Below are 21,222 nucleotides of genomic sequence, written 5' to 3' on the forward strand. Positions count from 1 at the left end.
ATGCGTCGTATAACCCTCTCAGGCTGGTACACAAAGCCCTTCCGTGGCCGGTAGCGCAATGCGCATAACGTCTTGTGCGATCATTAACTCTTCGTTGGTGTTGATGACGGCGACTTTCACCAGGGCGTTCTCCGTCTGGATAAATGTTGCATTACGCTGATTTTTCTCTTCATCAACGGCTAAGCCTAAAAATTGCAAATTATGGCAAACCGCCGATCTGGCGCGCGCTGAGTTCTCGCCAATGCCCCCAGTGAATACCAGCGCATCCAGTCCTCCCATTTGCATAATATAGCTGCCAATGGTGGCGCGAATGCGTTCGGCAAACAGAGTGAGAGCGAGTTTAGCCTGCCGGTTACCGGTATTGGCTGCCTGTTCGACATCGCGGTAATCAGACGACACGCCAGAAACGCCCAGCAAGCCTGACTCATTATTTAATAACTGATTCAACTGTTGCGGCGTTTTGCTTTCGCGCTGGGCTATCCACGGCAGAATAGAGGGATCAATATCTCCGCTACGGGTGCCCATCATCACGCCTGACTGCGGCGTAAAGCCCATCGACGTATTGACCGAACGTCCGTTCTTGATGGCGCAGATGCTGCTACCGTTTCCAAGATGACAACAAATCACCCGTAATGCGCTGAGTGGTACACCCAGTTTTTCCGCCAGAACGCCGCTGACATACTTATGGCTGGTGCCATGAAAGCCATAACGGCGAATCCCCAGTTCCGCGTAATAATGCCAGGGAAGCGGGTAAATATAGGCGGGTTCATCCAGCGTCTGGTGAAATGCCGTATCAAACACGGCTACGGAAGGGGCATCAGGCAACAGTTGACGAAAAACGTGAATACCCAACGCGTTTACCGGGTTGTGAAGCGGGGCCAGTTCAGCAAGACGTTCGATTTGCGCTAACGTTTCATCCGTGACCAGCGTCGAGTCTTTAAAAAACTCACCGCCGTGCGCCACACGATGGCCCACCCCATCAATGTCCCGCAGACTGTTAATGATTTGATAACCCTGCAGCTTTTCCAGAAGCAGCGTTACCGCATCGCGATGATCGGCAACGGGGACGGTTTCCTGCCATTTTTGGCTGTGCGTCTTAATTGTCACCTGCGCATCTGCCATACCGATACGCTCAATCAGCCCCTGACAGAGCATGTCGCCCTGCGGCATCTCCAGCAGCTGAAATTTTAACGATGAGCTACCGGCGTTAATGGCCATTATTTTGTAAGACATAAAGGTTCCTTCGAATTCAGAAAATCCAGCACGGCGTCGAGACCCGAGTTATTCAGCGCGCTGGTAATAAAAATCTGCTGTGCGCCAGCCTGCGTAAGCCATTCCGCAACCAGCGAAATACGCTGCGGCTCGGCGAGATCGGCCTTGGTGACCAGGCCAATCGTCGGGCGGTTCATCGGGGCGGTAAACCCCGGAGAAAAGGGCGACCACTGGGCGTCGGCATTTAACACCAGGGCGATAACGTCGGCCTCGCAGGCGCTGGTTAGCAGGGCGCTGTACAGGCAGCGGTTCTCTAGGTATTCGCCCGGCGTGTCGATGGCCATCGGCGACCATTCAATGGCCTGGGTTTTCTTATAATGGAGCGCTTCGCCGCGCAGGCTTTGGGTCAGCGAGGTTTTTCCGCACTGGCTGGGGCCGATAAACATCAAACGCTTCATGACGTTACGTCCGGGTGATCGAGCAAGTGGTGAACTGCATCATTTCGCCCAGCGTGCGCGTTACCTGCTTGAGGGCATACTCGACGGCAGAAACGTCGCCGGTCAGCACCACGGCACCGGTAAAGCGATCGAGAAAACCAATTTCCACCGCGCCGGATTTGGTGGCGATATCGCAGGCGATAATCGATGCTTCGCTCGGCGTGATGGTAAGGATGCCAATGGCGGACACCGCATCCTGCAGGCCCAGCTTCTTAAAGAGATCTTTCCCTGGATTAGCAATCAGGTGCGCGAGAGTGACCTGTTTCCCCGGCACGTATTCCTGAATCATGCGATCCGTTGTCGGTTGTCTTTCCATTACCCCTCCACCATCTGTCGCCACATGGCTTCATGCGGGCGTGGGATCACCGAACGGTAAACCAACAACCCTTTCTCGCCCGCGCTTTCGCTGGCAACCGTCACGGCGTTATTGACGTCAGAAACGTCGCCCGCCACCACCATGTAGCATTTACCGCCGATACCGAAGGCCATATGCACCCGCACCAGGGTGACGTTTGAGCCTTTCACCGCCCGGTCTGCGGCGCTAATGCAGGCCGCCACGCTCCAGGTTTCGACGATACCTACCGCCTGGCGCTTATCGACGCTGTTCAGGCCGCTGATGGCCGGAAGTACGCTGGGATGAATATTCGCCAGCACCAGGCTGTCGACGAGCATCTCGCCGGCCTGCGACGTACCGGTTTCAATGGCCTGCTGGATAGCGCCGATATCGCCGCCCAGCATCAGTAAAAACTTCCCCGGACAGATGGTCTTGCTGACCAGTAGATCGACGTTGGCGCTTTTCAGCATCGCATCGCCGAGTTCCATCCCTTTGGCGATGCTGGTGAGTTCTAAAATTCCTATAGCCTGAGACATGGTTAACCTCTTACAACCGTGATGGCCTGTTCGCTGATGACCGATACAACGCCGTCGATGCTGGCGTGAATGGGTGCGCCGAGCGCGCCAGGCGGGACATCAGCAACGCATTGCCCGCGCGTCACGCGTTCTCCCACCGCAACGTTCGCTACCGCGCTGGCACCAATATGCTGGCGCAGCTGCAAAGTGACTTTTTCTACTGACGGTTCTTCTTCAACCAGCGGCGCTTCCTGGTACCAGGGGCTTAGTCCCAGTTTGGCGATCAGCTGCTTCACCGGCACGAGGCGATATTTCGCCATCTCGTCGGCCGGATTCAGCGGCCCTTCGTAGCGCTGGTTTTGCGCCCGTAGCTCGCGTTTTAACATGCGGTTGATGCGCATCGGCGAGATCCCCACCGGACAGGCCACGCTTTCGCAAACGTTGCATTCCGAACAGGTAAGGGCGCTCAGCAGCAGCTGCGGCGTGGCAGCCTGATGAAAGTTCACCGCCCGCACCAGCAGGTGCGGAGAGAGTTCGTGGCCGATCAGATGCCGTGGGCAGAGATCGGTACACAGTCGGCACTGCTCGCAGACCGTGCGCGCCACGGAAAGCACCGTGCGCTCGTCCTGCATCCTGCGCTGGATAAGCGGATGGCTTTTGGGGAGCACCAGCAGGCCGCCGGTGGTTTTTGTTACCGGGTTATCAAGAGAAGTAATCAGGCCACCCATCATCGGGCCGCCGTTAATAAAACCAGGGTCGTCGACCGTTGCGCCGCCCGCCAGTGCCAGCACTTCATGCAGTGACATGCCGACAGGAACGGTAACGGTCAACGGTCTGGCGACTGCGCCGTTCACGGTCAACGTGCGACGAGTGACCGGAAACTGCTGCTCAACCGCCCGGGCAATATTCAGCACCGTTTGCACGTTATTGACGGCCACGCCGACGCTGGCCGGTAGCGCAGCCGGGGCGACCCGGCGGCCGGTTGCCATCCAGATAGTCAGCACCTCATCGCCCGCGGGATATACATCCGGCAGGATATGCAGGCGGATACCGGCTGGCAGTAGTGGGGTGAGGGCGTCGATGGCCCGGCGGTATTTTTCTTTCAGGGCTATCACCCCTTCGCGCGCGCCGGTTGCCGTCATCGTGTACTGCACGCCGCGAACAAGACGCGCGGCCTGCTGCCACATCAGTTGCTGGTCAACTTTGAGCATCGGTTCACACTCGGCGGCGTTCACCAGAAAAATCTCTACCTGCGCCTGTAGTTTGACGTGAGCGGGAAAACCTGCGCCGCCCGCGCCGACAACGCCCGCTGCGCGAACGCGCTCGCGAATTTCATCAGCGCTATAAGACATTTCAACGACGTTGACGGCGGTACTCATAGCAGTTCCTCCAGCAGTTCGCGAATTTCCTCGGCGTTGGCCGGGCGCGGGTTGGTGCGCAACGTGATGTCCGCCAGTGCAGCCTGCACCATCGCCGGAATGCGTGCGGAAAAGTCGGATCTTCCTTCTTTAAGCGCAACGGCCAGTGAGGGAAGGGCGCAGCGTTGCTTAAGCAGTTCGATTTGCTGAATCAGCGCATTGATTGCCGCGATATCATTGGCTTCTGCCGGGCAAAAGCCGCAGGCTTTGGCCATCCGCGCGTAGCGTTTGGCGGCGCGTGGAACTCCGGCGTTAAAACGGATCACCGCCGTGAGCAGCAGCGCATTGGCCAGCCCGTGCGGCAGATGAAACTGTCCGCCAAGCTGGTGGGCGATAGCGTGGTTAAGCCCCAGCCCCGCCTGGCTGAAGGCCATCCCGGCGAGCGTTGAGGCGTTGTGCATTTTTCCTCGTGTCGCCACGCAGTCGCCTTTTTCCACCGCCGTGGGCAGATACTGGAACACCAGTTTGGCGGCTTTTTCCGCCAGCGCGTCGGTAAAGTCGCTGGCGTGCGGTGACACCCACGCTTCCAGGGCGTGGGTCAGCACGTCCATACCGGTGTTGGCGGTAATCTGCGGCGGCACGCTGACCACCAGCTCCGGGTCGAGGATCGCCATATCCGGATACAGCGCATTGTTGAACAGCGGATACTTGATGCCTTTATCCGGGTCGCTAATTACGCAGGCGCTGGTCACTTCCGAGCCGGTGCCGCTGGTGGTCGGGATCGCCACGCAGGTTTCGATGTTGATCCCGCTCTGCTGGCTAAACCAGACAATCGCTTTCGCCGCGTCCATTGCCGAGCCGCCGCCAAAACCAATCACCACCTGCGGTTGCAGAGCCTGCATTTGCGCAATGCCCTGAACCACTGTGTGGATGGTGGGGTCCGGCGTTATCTCGCTAAAGACGCTGATGCGGTTATCTGCGGGCAGCGCGTTACGCAGGGTATCCAGCAGCGGCGAGCGAGCCAGAAAGCCATCGCAGATTATCCAGATGTGCTTATTGGTAAAGCGCTTGAGCACCGCCAGGCTGCCCTGACCGCTGTACAACCGCGTTTGTAGTGAGAAGGTATTCATCGCGACCTCAGTTAGCGAATAGAAAAGCCGTTGGTCAGTACGCAGCGCCGGGAACGGGCAAAAGTACGCGCTGACGTGGTCCCTTCACCGGTTGGCGTGGCGATAGTGAAGGTGGTAAAGCCTTCGCCGCCGACGCCGATCCCGGCATAAGAGGGGCCGTTTTTGACGAATATCGAGGTTTGCAGGGTGCGGGCCGCGAGGTTCAGGCGCGACACGTTCTGCGAGTGCATAATGGCGGTATGATGCAGTCCCTCTTCAACCTTCAGGGCCAGTGCCAGCGCGCTATCGAAATCGTTAACTTTTACCACCGGCAGCATCGGCATCAGCTGTTCGCTGGTGACCCACGGATCGTCAGTGTTAACCAGCGCAATCAGCAGACGCGGCGCTTTTGCAGGGACAGCGATCCCGGCGGCTTCCAGCATGGCCGATGGGCTCTTGCCGACCAGTTTTTTATTCGCCTGGCCTTCTGGCAGGCAGGCGGCGCGGAGTTTGTCGGTATCGGCAGGGCTTAGCAGCAGCGCACCGAAGGTTTGCATTTGCTGCACCAGACGCTCGGCGACGCTCTCCACTACGATCAGGCTCTTCTCGGCAATGCAGGGCAGGTTGTAATCGAATGACGCGCCGTTAATGATATCTTCCGCCGCTTTCACCAGGTCCGCTGTTTCATCGACGATGCAGGGCGGGTTACCCGCGCCCGCGCCAATCACCTTCTTACCGCTCTTCATGCCCATTGCCACAATGCCCGGACCACCGGTAATCGCCAGTACTGCGATGCGCGGGTGGGCCATCATCTGCTGGGTCGCTTCGAAGGTGGGTTCAGCTACAGTCACCACCAGATTGCGGATGCCGCAGCAGCGGAAGGCAATCTCTTCAATCAGGCTAATCAGCTTCAGAGAGACCTTTTTCGCGCCCGGATGCGGGCTAAAGTAAATACTATTGCCCGCCGCCAACATGCTGATGCTGTTATTGATGATGGTTTCCGTCGGGTTGGTGCTTGGGGCGACCGAACCGATGACGCCAAACGGCGAGTATTCAAAGAGCACCATGCCGCCGTCACCGGTCAGCGCGGTGGTGGTGAGATCTTCTACGCCCGGCGTGTTGTCCAGCGCAGCCTTGTTTTTGAGAAATTTATCTTCTTTGTTGCCCATCCCCGTTTCATTGGCGCTCTCTTCCGCCAGGGGCGCCAGCAGCGGCGTCAGCTCCTGACGCATCGCGCTGATAATGGCGCTGCGGGTTTTTAGCGGGCACTGCTGATAACGTAAGAACGCCTGGTGCGCGGCGTCGATGGCCTCGCTCACGGACTGGAAAATCCCTTTGCCCTGAGGCTGGACCGGCGTTTGCGCCGGCGTGGTTAATTGCTCGCTAAGAATGGTGCGAATCAGGGTTTCGAGTTCAGAAGTATTCATTGATGAGTTCCCACGTTAATAGCCGCGATGGCGGTCTGTGCTATGTCCATGTCCTGCTCAACGCTGCCGCCGCTGATGCCAAGACCCCCAATTAATATGCCGTCGCGCCACAGGGCGTAACCGCCGCCAAAGGTGACCACTTTTCCCTGTAAATGACTTTCCAGACCGTAAAGCGCGGCGCCCGGCTGAACGACATCGCTCAGCTCATGGGTCGCCGTTTTCATCGCCACTGCGGTCCAGGCCTTTTTCGGCGCCAGCTCGCTGCTGACCAGCAGGGCGTCCGGCATCCGCCAGGTCACAGTTTCCGTGCCGTGCGCGTCAACGATGCTGACGACTACCGGAACCTGCAGTTGCTGCGCGCGTTCAACGGCGGCGCGGGTGAGCTGGTGCAGATCGTGGAATGAGAGGGCCACGGGCGTTGTCTCCTTGCTGCGGGTCGGCTGGCTGGCAGCCAGATAGCGCTTGCTAACTTCGCGGATGATGTTGGCCTGGTGCGCATCGCTATCTTCCGCGCGGGCCAGGGCGTACAGGCAGTCCGATAAGCGGTTGATGTAGCGCATCAGCACCTGGCGTACGTTGACTTCAGTTGCCAGTTCAACCAGACGGCGTTCGGCGCGGCGCGCCAGCGTGCGGGCAAAATGTAATCGGCTCGCGGCTTCGCAGCGTCCGGGTAAAATAAAGCTGTGCAGCGGTTCGACGCGGGCCATTGCCCGATCGATAGCGGCTTCCAGGGCCGAAATCTCTTCGCTGCTGATGTAGCGCTGTTTGGGCGACGGCTGCTCGCTGTCGCTGGCCAGCTCTGCGCTAAACCAAAAAAGTTGCTGCTGGATGGCCTCGAGTAAGGTGCGGTGATTTTCATCCGCAGCGGCGCAGGCGCACAGGCTCAGCGCGGCGTTCAGCTCATCCAGCGTGCCGTAGGCTTCAACCCGCGGGTGGGTTTTGCTCACCCGCTGGCCGGTAAACAGTGATGTGGTGCCAGCGTCACCTGTTCGGGTATAAATCGCCATAACCGCCCCTTAACGCGAAAGCGTATCTACAATGCCGACAACGGCGAGGTCGATGGCCTCATTTGGCCCGGAAAAAACGTGCCTGGCGCTGGAGCCGCCGCTGAGCAAAACCAGTTCGCCGACGCCCGCGCCGACGGAGTCCACGGCCACTTCATCGCCGGAGGTGGGCGAGGCGGGGAGTTCGCCATCGGCGCTGACCCGACGCACCAGCAGCAGCTTTTTCCCAATCAAAGAAGGTGATTTTTGCGTGGAGACAACCGCGCCCGTGACTCGTGCCAGATGCATGATTTACTCCTGCTTAATTAATTGAATATTCCGCGCATTGGCCGCGTCACGCGCCATGGCGGTCACGATGCATTTGCGGTGGACAACCAGACGCCCCCGGCTTAGCAGCGCGACATCGTGATAGCTCAGCACCGAACCCGCATGCAGAACCAGCGGCAGTCCGTGCTCGTCGGTGAATACCAGCGGCAGACGAGCCAGTTTTTTTACCGGGATAACCGGCAGCAACTGGCTGTGCAGGCTGAGCTGTACGCGGATGCCAAACGCCAGCGCGTCGTGAATTTTCCGGGCGGCGGCATCGTCGGTTTCTGCATCCGCAAGCTGACCCAGCAGCGGCAGGTCGACGAGCAGGATGCGCAGCGACGCGTGCTGACAGAACAGTGCTGGACAGTCGGCATCGCGAAGTTGCGTAACGCTCAGCGTCGCCGTGCTCTGGGCACGGCGATGCAGCCGGGAGACAATCTCCTCGACAATGCGCTGCAGGGTTTCGCCGTTCATCGCGGGCCTACCAGCCGGGCAAAGGCATGCGGGTTATCGGCACCAGCGGCGTTGGCTTCATCGGTATCAATGTGCATTTCGAGGCGCATGTCCGGTGAAACGCGAATCGCCACGTTGTTGAAAATCAGCCCGCGATCGTCGCCTTCAATCGCCACGGAGACCATATCGCCGTGGGAAACCCGCAGGATCAGCGCATCAAGCGGCGACATATGGATATGCCGCTGCGCGACGATAACCCCGGAAGGCAGCTCCAGTTCGGCAAAGGGGCTGACCAGGCGGATGCCCGGCGTCCCCTTCAGGTTGCCGGACATTCTCAGCGGCGCGGCAATCCCCAGCGTTCTCGCATCGGTACGCGAAATTTCCACCTGGCTTACCGAGCGCAGCGGGCCGAGCAGGCGCACATTTTTGAGCTGTCCTTTCGGCCCTACCAGGGTGACGGTTTGCTCCGCAGCATATTGTCCCGGCTGCAGTAGCGCTTTTTTTTCGCTGATGGGATGGCCAGGAAATAGCTGCTCATAATCCTGCGCGGACAGGTGGATATGACGATTTGAGACGCCCAGCGGAATAGGACGCTGGCGCATCTCGTCAAGAACTTTACTGACCGTTGATTGCAGAAGCTCTTTATCCATTACGCTTCACCTCGCTTGCCAGAATGAATGCAAAGCGTACGAGGTTCGCCCTTCTGGCGCGGACATTTTGGATCCAGACACAGATTGCAGCTGACCAGTTCTGATTCCTGCGGGGCCTCTTCGGCTGGCGCTTCAGAAACGACATCAGCTATCTCTGACGCTTCAGGCTCAGGTTCAATGACGGAGGGAGAGGGTGTCTCTGCGAGCAGGATCCCTTCTCCGGGCCTGGCGATAACCTTGTGGGCCACCAGACCATTCCGCTGTTCGGCAAATTGCGCACCGGTGGTGATGGCCGCCTGCACGGAGGCCACATCACCGGTAATTTTAATCACCATCCAGCCTGAACCATTGGTCTTTTCGAGGGCGAGCAGCGTGATAGAAGCGGATTTCGCCATGATATCGGCGCAGCTGATAGCCAGTGCCAGACCACAAACTTCAAGTAATCCCAGTGATTGCTTCACGCGGTGCTCCTTATTCGCCATCGATTAGGCTGATTTCGGTAAAATGGCCTCAACATCACTGTGCGGACGCGGGATAACGTGGCAGGATTTCACTTCACCCACTACGCTTGCCGCCGCGCTGCCGGCATCTACGGCTGCTTTAACCGCGCCGACGTCGCCGCGAACCATGACGGTAACCAGGCCAGAACCAATTTTTTCGTAGCCCACCAGCTGTACGTTGGCGGATTTCACCATGGCGTCGGCAGCTTCAATGGCGCCTACTAACCCTTTTGTTTCAACCAGTCCCAGTGCGTTATTCATACTGCAGTTCTCCTGTTGCTTAGCTATTCAGATCCCGGAAAGGGATCCCTTTGACCAGCCGTGCCGCGTTATTACCGGTGTTGCGTTGGGCCTGACTGTCCTGATGATGCATCAGCGTAAAAAGCGGCGCCGATGCGGGTAAATTCTTGTAATGCACGACCAGCGAGTGTCGATCGCAGGCAATGCCGACCAGCAGCGGCGAGCTGCGCGCCGCCTGCCAGGCGCTGTCAACGATATCTCCAGCCGGGTGATGCTGAAGCAGGAAAGGGATGCCTTCCTCTTCGATACCCAGCAGCACTTCGTGCCAGAGGCTGGCGCAGTCGTTGATAACGGTAATGACGATGGCCGGGGCGCTGTGATTACTGTCCATGTGCAAACTCCTTGTGCCAGGAGAGAATCAGGCCGGTGGCCACCGCGTTTCTTGGGCCTTCGCTGCCGCGAATATTTCCTCGCCCGGCGACCAGGCGGTAGTGCGCCAGCGCATCGGTGACCAGCTGCGGAACTTCGAAATCCAGCGACGAGCCGCCGACCAGCACCACGAACGGAATATCGCGAATGTTGCCGGTTGGACTGACCTGGCGCAGCGCGCGCAGGGCGTTGGTGACAAAGACGCGTTCTTTAGCGCTGCGGCGAATGGCGCGCACTTTTTCCAGCGCTAAGTCGCCGGGAAGCGGCACCAGTTCGTCCGGTTTCACCACGCAGACGCGGGCGAACACCGTAGGAGGCAGCGGCGTCGGGAAGAACTGGACGCTGCCATCCTCGTGGCGTAAGTGGAACAGGCTTTCGACCTTCGCCAGCGGGTATTTTTTGATCTCTTCCGCCAGATAGCGGTCTTCCAGCCCCAGTTCGCGGGCAATAATCATCGTGACCATGTCGCCTGCCCCGGCGAGATGGGTGGCGATGATTTCGCCTTTAGGGTTGATGATGGAGGCATCGGTGGAGCCCGCGCCGAGGTCGAGGATCGCCAGCGGTCGGGTGGTACCCGGCGTGGTCAGCGCGCCCAGAATGGCGGCTTCAGCCTCAGCGCCGCCGATCTGCACGTCGATATTAAGCTTCTGCTCAATTTCACGGGCAATCATCGCCATCTGCAGACGGTCTGATTTCACCATCGAGGCGATGCCGACGGCCTGCTCCAGCGAGAACTCCCCGGCCAGACCGCCGGTGACGCTCACCGGAACCGAGGTGTCAACGGCCAGAAGATCCTGAATGAAAATCTCGCTGCTGGGCTTATTGGTTAGCTCGGCCATGGTCTGGCGTACGTGCTCCAGCATGCCGCCGATATTGGTCCCGGCCTCGCCGGTGACGTTGTCGAGCTTGCCGCAGCCGTCCACCGCTTTCATGATAGCTTCGGCACCGGCGGCAACATCCACGCGCACGGTACGACCCTGCGCCTGCAGCTCCAGGTTACCGGCGGGTATTGCGCGCGCTTTGACGTCGCCGGATGGCGTTTTAACCACCACGGCGGAACGGTTGCCAATCAGCGCGCGCGCCATCGGGACGATGTTTTTCGTCTCATCGGCGTTGAGGTTGAATACGGTGGCGATGCCGTAAGGGTTGGAGAGGGTCTCGATAACCTTCCCCGGCACGGCGACTTCAATCGCCGCCAGCATCCCCAGAGGAATGCGGTCGATGTACAGAACCTCGTCAACGATCGGCAGCGATTTTTCCAGCCGGTTGCTGACTAGTACGCCATCGTCGCGCTGCAAAATGACGCCGGTAATCTGGTATCCGGCACGCATTGAGGCGTTGATAACATTGGCGATGTCGGCAAAATCGAATGCCGATGACACCACCAGAATATAGGACGAGTCCGCCGGGCGGGTTAACAGCTCCTCCGGCGTAATCGTGATACCCACACCAAGGCCTACTCCGCCCGGCGTTTTTGGGTTATGGCCGATCATTGTCGATTCGGTGATGATGGTTTCGGTAATGGTTTCCATCGCCACATCGCCAATCACCGGCGTGGCTTCGTTAATGCGGATGAGCGAAATATCGCTGACATTGATCCCCGCGCGCTTTGCGACGAGGGCGAGCGCTTCCTGAATGCCGAACACGTTACGCAACGTGCCTTTGATCCCGGTGGTTTCCGCCAGCGCGCTGTGCGTAATCGTCAGTGCGCCAGTCTCATCTTGCCGCGCCAGTGCGACTTCCGTTGATGAGTTACCGATGTCAATGCCAGCTATATATCGCATTGTCTACCCCTAAAGTTAATCGTCGCCTTTGAGTTTTTTACGCTCGACATACAGCGTTGCCGCTTCGCGAACGAAAGCTGCGCAGATCTTCGCCTGATAGCGGTTTTCGAGATCGTCGGCGATAGCGAGCAGCTCTTCTTTCGTTGAACGATACGGACGAAGGGCGTTGTAGATTTCAAGAATGCGATCGTCCGGTACCGCGGTCAGTTCGGCGGCGCGTTCGAAGTTCATCGCCAGCCGGTCGCGGCCCGCATCTTTGGCGATAGACGCCTGTAAGCGCAGGGTTTCCGGGGTAATGCGCATATCCTGAGCGGTGACTTTATTGCTCAGCACGTTTTCCAGCGTAAAGTCGTCCAGCGTTTTATTGGTGGCGGTTTTCACCCATTCCGGGTGTTTGTTCGCCAGCGGGTAGTCGCTGACCTTTGCGCTGCGGGACGTGCCGCCTGCCGCAGGAGCCGCTGCTGGCGCATCGCCCTGCAGGCTGTTCATGCGGCTCAATACGTCCCGAACCATCGATTCAATTGCGTCGGTATTCATGGAGTTATCCTTTATCAAAGCGCCACGCGCAGTTCCTGCGGGTTTTTGCCCGTCACGACGTACTTGGTCTCTTTAATGTGCAAAATGGCCGACTTTGCCTGGTACTTCGGGCGTGCCATCTGGTCATTGAGCGTAGGGACCGGCTGTGGTGATTCGCGTTTCGCATAACGGGCGGCGTTTTTACCAATCTGACGGTAGGTTTCCAGCGTCAGCAGCGGCGCCTGTGGGAACAGTTCCAGGTTGGAGAGCGGCGGTAGCCCCTGCTGGTGGATAACCGTAGTGCCTTTCGACTGGATGCCGATGGAGATGCCGGAGCCGCTCAGGCGGTTACCTTCCACGGCGACGAACGCCACGTCGGAAGATTTAAAGCAGCGAATCACGCGCGCCCTGATACCTTCTTCTTCAATACCGGCAATGACTTCGCGCAAAATGCTCTTATGCGGTAAGCCGACGATATTGACGGTTTGCGCCAGGCCAAATGCCGGGCCGACGGCGATAATGACTTCGTCCTGCTGAGTGCCCTGGCGCGCTTCGCCCACTTCGGTCAGAAAGCCGTCGCCCGCAGGCGCAGCGGTCTGTGGTGCTGTGGATACCGTAGGCGCATTAAACGAGACGGGTTTATCGCTGCCCTTCATATCGCGAAGCACGTCTTCAATTATCTGGCGCAGCAATTTTTCATTAATTTCCATTTCTCACCCCTTAATCAATCTCGTTGGGATCAAGAGCGCCAGGGATGTTTTTAATCTCTTCCCAGCGTTCTCCCTGCAGGCGATAACCTGTTGCCGGACCGGCATAGTCATTGACGTCATTAACCGCAGAGAGCACTTGTCCGTCGCCGACGATAATGGCGGAGGTGTGCAAATAGTCGCCGGTTAGCTTGGCTTTCTGGATGTTGAGCATGTCCTGGGCCACGTCGGTAAACCCGCCCTGCGCCAGCGCTTTAACGACTTCCAGACCGTTGCGGTTTTTATTGATGATTTCCTGGGCGAACTTGATGTCTTCGACGATGTTACGCTCCGGCATATCTTTCGAACCGTGGGCATAGGTCGCGGCTTCAACTTCTTCATCGGTAATCGGCGGTAGTCCCATTCCGGCAAACACGGCCTGCAGCGCGCGGGCGGCTTTGTTACGGATGGCGATAACGTCCTCTTCACGAACCGGGCGCAGACCGCCGTCCACTTTCAGGTCACGCTGGATAACGTTGTAGTCGTCAAAGTCTTCCGCATCTTCGTTGGAACCGGCGAACATGTTGTCGTAGTTCGGCACCGCGGAATAACCGGAGGAGATAAAGTCGGTACCCGGCAGGAACTGCATCAGCAGGCGCGCGGTACGACGCATATCGGAGTGGGTGAAGGTCTGGTCGTTACTGGAGGCGCATTCCAGATCCAGCGAAGAGCAGATCAGGTTTTCCGCCAGCACGGCACGAATGCCTGACGGCACGGCAGACGGTACGCCGATACAGCTTACGGAGCCGTTTTGCAGACCCTGAACGCCAGCCGCTTTGGTGATATAGATGCAGCGCGCTTCCAGATACAGCATGGATTTGCCTTCGGCGTAGCCCATCTGCACTTCGGATCCGGAGCCGGAGGTGAAGCGCATTTTCAGGCCGCGAGAGGCGTAGGAAGAGGCTAAGAAGCCTTTCGACCATGGCGTATCGTCACCGTCGGTGAAGACCGGCTCGGTGCCGTAAACGGAGATGGTTTCGGCGTAGCAGGTGTGGCCCAGCATGCCGAGCTTCAGCTCGGTGGCCTCTTCCAGGGAGCACTGCGTCAGTACGCCCGGACGACCAACCTGAGAGCCGACCAACAGCGCGATGGCGTTGAACGGCGCGTAGCGTGCTACCGCAACAGTGGTTTCTTGTTCGTCAAACCCGCGCCATGCGCCTTCGGCGGCATCGGCGGCAATTTGCACCGGGTTGTCTTTAACGTTGGTGACGTGCGCCTGTTGAGATGGAGTACGGCGGGCGCGCATTTTCTGCATCGCCATCATCATCTCAACCACGTTCATATGCGAAACTACTTCAACAATTTTCGCCGGGGTCATCGCGGTGGTTAGCGGAACGATTTCGCTGCGCTTGACGTTAGGATCGCACAGCATATTGGCCAGCTTGACCGAATCCATCGCCATCACTTCTTCGGCGCGGTTCAGGTTGATGCCGTAGCGGGCGATAAAGTGGTCGATCAGGTCGAATTCGCTAACCGGTTTTCCGTCCAGCTCGGTTACCGCGCCGTTAACGATTTTAATCGACGGTTTCGGATCGTTCGGGCTTTCCATTGCGATAAAGCCTTCTTCGATCCACTCCTTAACAAAGCCGTCCTGATTCACAGGGCGTTTCGCCAGTGCTTCAAATCTTTTCGATCTCATGAATCAGCCTCGTGGGTATCAGATGTAGGACGGGCGATCGTTTTTCGGTTCAGAACCGAGGGTCGCAAGGACGGTTTTGCCGATTTCGCGGGCGGAGGTCACTGCCTGACGGACCGCGCCGGAGTCGCCGGAAATCACCAGAATGGCTTCGTTACTAAAGCTGGTGCCGTGCGCCGGAGAGCTGTACGCCACGACTTCAACGTTGGCTGACTTCAGGGCGGTATCGGCCATCAGTACGCCAACGGAAGCCGGAGCGCCGACGATGACGCCGCAGGCACGGCCAATCGGCGCGCCGAACGCTTTTTCCAGGGCGTAGCTGGCGCGAGCGGTGTACTGCAGCTCGATATGCCCGGCTTCGTTGCCGTAAACATCGCCGAAGGTGCGGTCCAGCTCTTTCAGCGCGACTTCGATACCGCGCTTGACATCGGATACATCGTTACCGCCTAAAATAATCAGCGAACCGTGGCCCGCTCCGCCTTTGGTATCGCGCGGCAGCTCAATGCTGACCACTTCGGTGTTGGTGGCTTTCACCGCTTCGTCCGCCGCCATAATGTGCGGGCCTGCGCCGGTGCGGGCGCCGAGAATGCCGATGGAACGATAGCGCTTCTCAAGCTTCATCGCGTCCAGCAGGGCGGTATCGACGTTGGCGATAACCAGGCCCAGGGTATCGCCAATGGCGGTCCCGACAAATTCCGTTAAACTGCAGCTTTTTTCTGCCATAGCCGTCTCTCGTATAGGTTGGGGTTGACCAGGGATGGCCTGTTGTTCCGGCGTTGCCACACGGGCAATCACCTGCGCCATGATCTGTTCCACCAGCTCATTGCTGCTCATTGGCTAATTCCCTTCGGTAAGATTTTTTCTACATCGGTGTGAGGGCGTGGGATGACGTGTACGGCTTTCACTTCACCCACGTTGCGTGCGGCTGCGGCACCTGCATCGGTGGCCGCTTTGACCGCGCCAACATCGCCGCGCACGATGACGGTTACCAGCCCGGAGCCAATCTTTTCATAGCCCACTAACATCACATTGGCTGACTTAACCATTGCATCAGCGGCCTCTATGGCTGCGGTTAAGCCTTTGGTTTCTACCATTCCTAGTGCTTCTTGTTGCATAAAGACCTCGCATGGAGTGTTCCGATAGTTGGGACTATAAGAAGATGCGAGGAAAAAGAATGGCTGACTTGCTGTTGAGCATCAGAAAATAATGGGAAAGCAATATGACTAAATTGTCTTTTGCTTTTATAACTTATTGATAAATTACATTTAATTTATTATTGTCTATATGATTATTTTGTTTTTATTATTTCATTTTTACATTTTTGTTAGTGACGAGAGTATTTTTATTTGATATGGCGAAAGACGCAAAATGTGATGCTTATTCGAAATTGATAAGTTGGCTTGTGCAATATTTTATTATTTTCACAGGCGTATTTTATAGCTCGAATCTCCCGTATGATGGGCTGCTAAAAATATCGGAAAAGCAAAATTTTGCTATCGCAACACGATTTTTCCGGGAGACAGGTTCGCAGGTTGCCAACAATTTACAGGCGGCACTTTTTATAGTGAGGTTAGCTGTACTCTACCGCCAGCCGAAACTTGCGCTGGCCAGGACACGAACTTTGCTCAGAAGGTGTCACATGAATGATTCTCTAAAGGCGCAATGTGGTGCGGAATTTTTAGGCACCGGACTCTTTTTGTTTTTTGGTATCGGTTGTTTGAGCGCGCTCAAAGTCGCAGGCGCCAGCCTCGGATTATGGGAGATTTGCATTATTTGGGGGCTTGGAATTTCACTGGCCGTTTACCTTACTGCCGGAATCTCCGGCGGACATCTTAACCCTGCGGTGACGATTGCGCTGTGGCTGTTTGCCTGCTTCCCCAAACAGAAAGTATTGCCTTATATTATTGCCCAGTTTGCCGGCGCTTTTGGCGGCGCTCTGCTGGCGTATGTGCTTTATAGTAGCCTTTTTACTGAATTTGAGACTGCGCATCATATGGTGCGCGGTAGCGTCGAAAGTTTGCAATTAGCCAGCATTTTCAGTACCTATCCGGCCGCAGCGCTAAATGTATGGCAGGCTGCGTTGGTGGAAGTGGTCATTACGTCGATTCTGATGGGCATGATCATGGCATTGACGGATGATGGCAATGGCATTCCTAAAGGGCCGCTTGCGCCTTTGCTTATTGGGATACTGGTTGCCGTTATCGGCGCGTCTACTGGACCCCTTACCGGTTTTGCAATGAACCCGGCGCGTGATTTCGGTCCCAAACTGTTCACATGGTTAGCGGGGTGGGGGAACATGGCGATGAGCGGTGGGCGAGAGATCCCTTATTTTATCGTGCCGATTGTCGCGCCTGTTATCGGCGCCTGTGCCGGAGCAGCCATATATCGCTATTTTATTGGTAAGAATTTACCTTGTAACCGCTGTGAACTGTAAGAAAATGCGAACCAGATTCACAGCAATGATGTATCGTAAAAACAGGTGAGATAATTTCGTGATCTGCTTTCACGAACTGATCAAAACGTCTCCCAGCAATGGGAGACTTTTGATATTGTCATTGTACTTTTTATCAGGGCCAGGATAATGCTAATAAAAAGTGAATGTAAATAATGTGTTTTGTTTATAACAATAAATTAACTGAGGGGTTTTATCATGATTTCTGCGAGCGCTCTGAACTCAGAACTCATTAATAAAATCGCACAGGATTTTGCACAAGCCACCGGTCTGGCGGTTGTGGTTGTCAATATTCATGGTGATGAAATATCTGAGCTATTCAATTTCACGCCGTTTTGTCAGTTGATGCGGCAGCATCCCCAGCATAGTACACGTTGTCGTATGAGCGATCGCTGCGGGGGACTGGAGGCATCGAAGTCCGATCAACCCTGTATTTATCGTTGTCATGCCGGTCTAACGGATTTTTCTATTCCGCTGGTAATCGCAGGGCATTTAGTTGGCTTTGTTTTATGCGGGCAGGTTCGTTTAAGTAATGACGTGGAGCTGGTAAACATTCTTAATGTTGACGATCGCTGGCAGGCTGACCCTGAGCTCTTGAATGAATTTCGGAATGTGCCAGAGATGGACTATTCACGCGTTATCGCTTCCGCCGATCTTCTTAAACTGATTGTTGAGAATTGCCTGAAAAAACAGCTCAATTTCGTGGTTATCAAAGACAATCCGCAGCAATCGGAGGCAAATAAAACCACTCGTGGTCCCACTCCGCATGACAGTAAAATGAAAAAAGCGCTTCGCTATATTGATGCGCATTTGTCCGACGATCTTCGTCTTGAGGATGTCGCCTCACATGTCTATCTCAGCCCCTATTACTTCAGTAAGCTATTCAAAAAATATCAGGGAATCGGATTTAATGCGTGGGTAAACCGCCAGAGAATGGTTAGTGCCAGAGAATTGCTTTGCCATAGTGACTGGAGTATTGCCAGTATTGCGCGTAATTTAGGCTTTTCGCAAACCAGCTATTTTTGCAAAGTCTTCCGCCAGACCTATCAGGTTACGCCGCAGGCTTATCGCCAGCAGATAAATGAGAATTCTCATCCTCCATCGTTATGAATAGCAATATTTTGCTATTGCCGATTTTTGATAGTCTTTTGTATCTTAATCATTTCAGAAAGAAAATTTATCTGGTGTAACAATAAATTGTCATAGCGCAACAAAATAATAAAATTTAGGGCATAAACTGCATCAGTTTTTATTTTTGTGATGAAGTACAGTGTCAGGAAAGATAAGTTTTATTACGCTTTGTCGATACGTTTTATCGTCAATATACCGGTAAGGATGAGTAGATTAACGTCAGATGAGCAACCGCTCAGGCTATTGCTCACAGAAATGTAAAACGTAGCACATTATTAATTGCCGTTATGGGTGTGCCGTACAGCCATAACGTAAACCAACAGGTTTGCCACATTTGTGGTAGGGAAGGGGGTGAAAATCCCCCGCAGCCCCCGCTGCTGTGATGCTGACGACCCCGTAAAGACCACTGATCGCAAGATTGGGAAGGACGGGCGAGGAGGACGCTAAGCCAGAAGACCTGCCTGTCGGTGATAACCAACAACTTCGGTGGGAAGTGGGTTGCGAAGACGCGTACAGTCGAAAGACTGAACATGCGCGTACCTGTATACCCCTACCACCCTGAACAGGATCAGGGTAATGGCGGCAAGGCATCACGCATTTATTCTTGCAGGCACAGGAAGCGGTTGCGGCAAAACCACGGTGACGCTTGGTTTGTTGAGGCTGCTGCAAAAACGCGCGCTGCGCGTACAGCCGTTTAAAGTTGGGCCAGATTACCTTGATACCGGCTGGCATACCGCTATCTGTGGCGTGGCGTCCCGTAATCTTGACAGTTTCATGCTTCCTCCTCCTGTTCTCAACGCCTTATTTTGCGAACAAATGCGGCAGGCGGATATCGCTGTCATTGAAGGCGTCATGGGGCTGTATGACGGCTATGGCGTCGACCCCAATTACTGCAGCACAGCCGCGATGGCCAAACAGCTTGGTTGCCCGGTCATCCTACTGGTGGACGGCAAGGCTGTTTCAACGTCGCTTGCGGCTACCGTTATGGGATTTCAGCACTTCGACCCGACCCTCAACCTCGCGGGCGTGATTGTGAATCGCGTCACTAGCGACGCCCACTATCAGCTCCTCAAAAATGCCATTGAACATTATTGCTCACTGCCGGTACTGGGGTATGTCCCTCCTTGCGACGGCGTCGCATTACCTGAACGCCACCTGGGGTTGATTACCGCCAGAGAATCCCTCGTCAATCAGCAATCATGGCATGATTTTGCCGCCTCGCTGGAACAAACAGTGGATGTGGATGCGCTACTCTCGCTGAGCGTGTTATCAGCGCTTCCGACGGGAATGTGGCCTGAGCGCCCCGATAACACAGCGGGGGCAGGGCTGACGCTTGCTCTGGCGGATGATGAGGCCTTTAACTTTTATTATCCCGATAACATCGATTTGCTGGAGCGTGCCGGCGTTAACATTGTGCGTTTTAGCCCACTGCATGACCGCGCATTGCCTGATTGTCAGATGATCTGGCTGGGCGGTGGATATCCTGAATTATACGCCGCGGATCTGGCGGCAAATACGGCGATGTTAAAACATTTGCGGGCGGCGCATCAGCGCGGCGTGGCGATTTACGCGGAGTGTGGCGGTCTGATGTATCTGGGGAGCACTCTGGAGGATAGCGGTGGGGAAATTCATCAGATGGCGAATATTATCCTCGGTCACAGCAAAATGGGTAAGCGACTTACCCGCTTTGGCTACTGTGAGGCGCAGGCTATGCAGCCAACGCTATTGGCGGCGCCTGGCGAGATAGTGCGCGGCCATGAATTTCACTACTCAGATTTTATCCCCGAAACACCCGCCGTTATGGCCTGTCGTAAGGTTCGCGATGGCCGCGTGTTACAGGAATGGACTGGCGGCTGGCAGACAGGCAACACGTTTGCCAGCTATCTGCACGTCCATTTCGCCCAGCGTCCGGAAATGTTGCAGCACTGGCTGGCGGCGGCGAGGCGCGTATTATGACGATTCTTGCCTGGTGTATCGCCTGGGTGCTGGATTTTATCATCGGCGACCCTCAACACTGGCCCCATCCGGTACGCTGGATAGGTCGTTTAATCACGTTTGTGCAGCGTATTGTGCGTCGCTATTGTCCCGGCGATAAAGCGCTGCGGATTGGCGGCGGCGTAATGTGGGTTGTGGTTGTCGGGGCGACCTGGGGCGTGGCATGGGGCGTACTGGCGCTGGCGCAGCGGATTCACCCCTGGTTTGGCTGGAGCGTCGAAGTCTGGATGATCTTTACCACGCTGGCCGGACGCTCTCTGGCCCACGCCGCGCAGGAGGTTGAACGACCGTTACGGAAGAACGACCTTGCGGAAAGCCGAATAAAACTCTCCTGGATCGTCGGGCGCGATACGTCGCAACTTCAGCCAGCGCAGATCAATCGCGCCGTGGTGGAAACGGTTGCAGAAAACACCGTTGACGGCATTATCGCGCCGCTCTTTTTCCTCTTTCTCGGCGGCGCGCCGCTGGCGATGGTCTACAAAGCCGTCAATACCCTGGATTCAATGGTGGGCTACAAACATGAAAAATACCGGGCGATTGGTATGGTCAGCGCCCGTATGGACGACGTAGCGAACTATCTTCCTGCCCGACTGAGCTGGCTGTTGTTGGGCATTGCGGCAGGACTGTGTCGCCTGAGTGGTTGGCGGGCGCTGCGTATTGGCTGGCGTGACCGTTATAACCACAGTAGCCCAAATTGCGCCTGGTCGGAAGCGTGTGTGGCCGGCGCCTTAGGAATCCAGCTCGGTGGCCCAAATAACTACTTTGGCGAGCGTGTGGACAAGCCCTGGATAGGCGACGCGCAGCGCGATATTTCCGTGGACGATATTTCCCGAACGATTCGATTGATGTGGGTCGCTTCAACCCTGGCGCTGGCGCTGTTTATTGCGGCGCGGTGCGGGTTATCTGGCGTGGCCTGAGGACGACA

At 56.3% G+C, this 21,222-nt stretch carries 24 protein-coding genes and 1 riboswitch; of the genes, 4 read left to right on the forward strand and 20 right to left on the reverse strand.

Translation table 11 applies throughout. The features are described from left to right. Nucleotides 1–18: 18 nt before the first annotated feature. The 20 genes from pduW to pduA are packed head-to-tail and all read right to left on the reverse strand — an operon-like array spanning nt 19 to nt 15,834. Entirely contained in the window at nt 19–1,233 is a 1,215-nt protein-coding gene (pduW, locus tag J4617_RS00955; RefSeq protein ID WP_000120657.1) for a propanediol utilization propionate kinase PduW, read from the reverse strand. Continuing rightward, nucleotides 1,218–1,670 (reverse strand): propanediol utilization protein PduV, encoded by a 453-nt coding sequence (gene pduV / locus J4617_RS00960; RefSeq protein ID WP_000826277.1) that lies wholly within the window; start codon nt 1,668–1,670, stop codon nt 1,218–1,220. The genes pduW and pduV overlap by 16 nt, the downstream gene beginning before the upstream one ends. A 4-nt stretch (nt 1,671–1,674) precedes the next feature. Then, on the reverse strand, nt 1,675–2,025 hold the full coding sequence (pduU, locus tag J4617_RS00965; RefSeq protein WP_000441103.1) for a propanediol utilization microcompartment protein PduU: 351 nt from the start codon (nt 2,023–2,025) through the stop codon (nt 1,675–1,677). Then, nucleotides 2,025–2,579 (reverse strand): propanediol utilization microcompartment protein PduT, encoded by a 555-nt coding sequence (gene pduT, locus J4617_RS00970; protein WP_000075772.1) that lies wholly within the window; start codon nt 2,577–2,579, stop codon nt 2,025–2,027. Before pduT ends, pduU begins: the two co-directional genes overlap by 1 nt. 2 nt (nt 2,580–2,581) lie before the next feature. After that, the gene (gene pduS / locus J4617_RS00975; RefSeq protein WP_017465517.1) at nt 2,582–3,937 is read right to left on the reverse strand and encodes a cobalamin reductase PduS; all 1,356 of its coding nucleotides are present in this window, start codon (nt 3,935–3,937) and stop codon (nt 2,582–2,584) included. Further along, on the reverse strand, nt 3,934–5,046 hold the full coding sequence (pduQ, locus tag J4617_RS00980; protein WP_017465518.1) for a 1-propanol dehydrogenase PduQ: 1,113 nt from the start codon (nt 5,044–5,046) through the stop codon (nt 3,934–3,936). The genes pduS and pduQ overlap by 4 nt, the downstream gene beginning before the upstream one ends. Before the next feature lie 11 nt (nt 5,047–5,057). Next, the gene (pduP, locus tag J4617_RS00985; RefSeq protein WP_017465519.1) at nt 5,058–6,452 is read right to left on the reverse strand and encodes a CoA-acylating propionaldehyde dehydrogenase PduP; all 1,395 of its coding nucleotides are present in this window, start codon (nt 6,450–6,452) and stop codon (nt 5,058–5,060) included. Next, nucleotides 6,449–7,459, reverse strand: a complete 1,011-nt coding sequence (gene pduO / locus J4617_RS00990) for a two-domain cob(I)yrinic acid a,c-diamide adenosyltransferase PduO (RefSeq protein ID WP_001029486.1) — start codon at nt 7,457–7,459, stop codon at nt 6,449–6,451. The genes pduP and pduO overlap by 4 nt, the downstream gene beginning before the upstream one ends. 9 nt (nt 7,460–7,468) lie before the next feature. After that, entirely contained in the window at nt 7,469–7,744 is a 276-nt protein-coding gene (pduN, locus tag J4617_RS00995; RefSeq protein WP_000549825.1) for a propanediol utilization microcompartment protein PduN, read from the reverse strand. A gap of 3 nt (nt 7,745–7,747) precedes the next feature. After that, entirely contained in the window at nt 7,748–8,239 is a 492-nt protein-coding gene (gene pduM, locus J4617_RS01000) for a propanediol utilization microcompartment protein PduM (protein ID WP_017465520.1), read from the reverse strand. After that, nucleotides 8,236–8,868 carry a phosphate propanoyltransferase gene (gene pduL, locus J4617_RS01005; protein ID WP_017465521.1) on the reverse strand — a complete coding sequence of 211 codons (633 nt, stop codon included), beginning with the start codon at nt 8,866–8,868 and terminating at the stop codon, nt 8,236–8,238. Before pduL ends, pduM begins: the two co-directional genes overlap by 4 nt. Next, nucleotides 8,868–9,350 (reverse strand): propanediol utilization microcompartment protein PduK, encoded by a 483-nt coding sequence (gene pduK / locus J4617_RS01010; RefSeq protein ID WP_001284393.1) that lies wholly within the window; start codon nt 9,348–9,350, stop codon nt 8,868–8,870. Before pduK ends, pduL begins: the two co-directional genes overlap by 1 nt. 3 nt (nt 9,351–9,353) lie before the next feature. Continuing rightward, on the reverse strand, nt 9,354–9,629 hold the full coding sequence (pduJ, locus tag J4617_RS01015; protein WP_001057755.1) for a propanediol utilization microcompartment protein PduJ: 276 nt from the start codon (nt 9,627–9,629) through the stop codon (nt 9,354–9,356). Between the two features lie 19 nt (nt 9,630–9,648). Beyond that, nucleotides 9,649–9,999 carry a propanediol dehydratase reactivase beta subunit PduH gene (gene pduH / locus J4617_RS01020; protein ID WP_017465522.1) on the reverse strand — a complete coding sequence of 117 codons (351 nt, stop codon included), beginning with the start codon at nt 9,997–9,999 and terminating at the stop codon, nt 9,649–9,651. Further along, complete coding sequence (gene pduG / locus J4617_RS01025) at nt 9,989–11,821, reverse strand: propanediol dehydratase reactivase alpha subunit PduG (RefSeq protein ID WP_017465523.1); 1,833 nt, start codon at nt 11,819–11,821, stop codon at nt 9,989–9,991. The genes pduH and pduG overlap by 11 nt, the downstream gene beginning before the upstream one ends. A gap of 15 nt (nt 11,822–11,836) precedes the next feature. Beyond that, nucleotides 11,837–12,358: a propanediol dehydratase small subunit PduE gene (gene pduE / locus J4617_RS01030; protein ID WP_001090598.1), complete on the reverse strand. Its 522-nt coding sequence runs from the start codon at nt 12,356–12,358 to the stop codon at nt 11,837–11,839. Between the two features lie 14 nt (nt 12,359–12,372). Further along, nucleotides 12,373–13,047, reverse strand: a complete 675-nt coding sequence (pduD, locus tag J4617_RS01035; protein ID WP_017465524.1) for a propanediol dehydratase medium subunit PduD — start codon at nt 13,045–13,047, stop codon at nt 12,373–12,375. A 10-nt stretch (nt 13,048–13,057) separates the two neighbouring features. Then, on the reverse strand, nt 13,058–14,722 hold the full coding sequence (pduC, locus tag J4617_RS01040; RefSeq protein ID WP_001256896.1) for a propanediol dehydratase large subunit PduC: 1,665 nt from the start codon (nt 14,720–14,722) through the stop codon (nt 13,058–13,060). A gap of 18 nt (nt 14,723–14,740) precedes the next feature. After that, nucleotides 14,741–15,553: a propanediol utilization microcompartment protein PduB gene (gene pduB, locus J4617_RS01045; RefSeq protein WP_000097500.1), complete on the reverse strand. Its 813-nt coding sequence runs from the start codon at nt 15,551–15,553 to the stop codon at nt 14,741–14,743. Continuing rightward, nucleotides 15,550–15,834, reverse strand: coding sequence for a propanediol utilization microcompartment protein PduA (pduA, locus tag J4617_RS01050; protein WP_001183618.1), 285 nt, complete (start codon nt 15,832–15,834; stop codon nt 15,550–15,552). The genes pduB and pduA overlap by 4 nt, the downstream gene beginning before the upstream one ends. Before the next feature lie 524 nt (nt 15,835–16,358). On the opposite strand from pduA, the gene pduF reads away from it, so the two are divergent. The 4 genes from pduF (at nt 16,359) to cbiB (ending at nt 21,214) form a co-directional block, all read left to right on the forward strand. Then, nucleotides 16,359–17,153: a propanediol diffusion facilitator PduF gene (gene pduF / locus J4617_RS01055; protein ID WP_001000023.1), complete on the forward strand. Its 795-nt coding sequence runs from the start codon at nt 16,359–16,361 to the stop codon at nt 17,151–17,153. A 216-nt stretch (nt 17,154–17,369) separates the two neighbouring features. Continuing rightward, nucleotides 17,370–18,281, forward strand: a complete 912-nt coding sequence (gene pocR, locus J4617_RS01060; RefSeq protein WP_000622326.1) for a regulatory protein PocR — start codon at nt 17,370–17,372, stop codon at nt 18,279–18,281. 325 nt (nt 18,282–18,606) lie between these two features. After that, nucleotides 18,607–18,782: riboswitch (cobalamin riboswitch) on the forward strand. 96 nt (nt 18,783–18,878) lie between these two features. Next, a complete protein-coding gene (locus J4617_RS01065; RefSeq protein ID WP_000741253.1) occupies nt 18,879–20,258 on the forward strand; it encodes a cobyrinate a,c-diamide synthase in 1,380 nt (459 codons plus the stop codon). After that, nucleotides 20,255–21,214: an adenosylcobinamide-phosphate synthase CbiB gene (gene cbiB / locus J4617_RS01070; RefSeq protein ID WP_000153649.1), complete on the forward strand. Its 960-nt coding sequence runs from the start codon at nt 20,255–20,257 to the stop codon at nt 21,212–21,214. The genes J4617_RS01065 and cbiB overlap by 4 nt, the downstream gene beginning before the upstream one ends. Nucleotides 21,215–21,222 lie beyond the last annotated feature (8 nt).

This window comes from Salmonella sp. 32010601201800023SM, assembly GCF_017572235.1.
Taxonomy (GTDB): domain Bacteria; phylum Pseudomonadota; class Gammaproteobacteria; order Enterobacterales; family Enterobacteriaceae; genus Salmonella; species Salmonella enterica.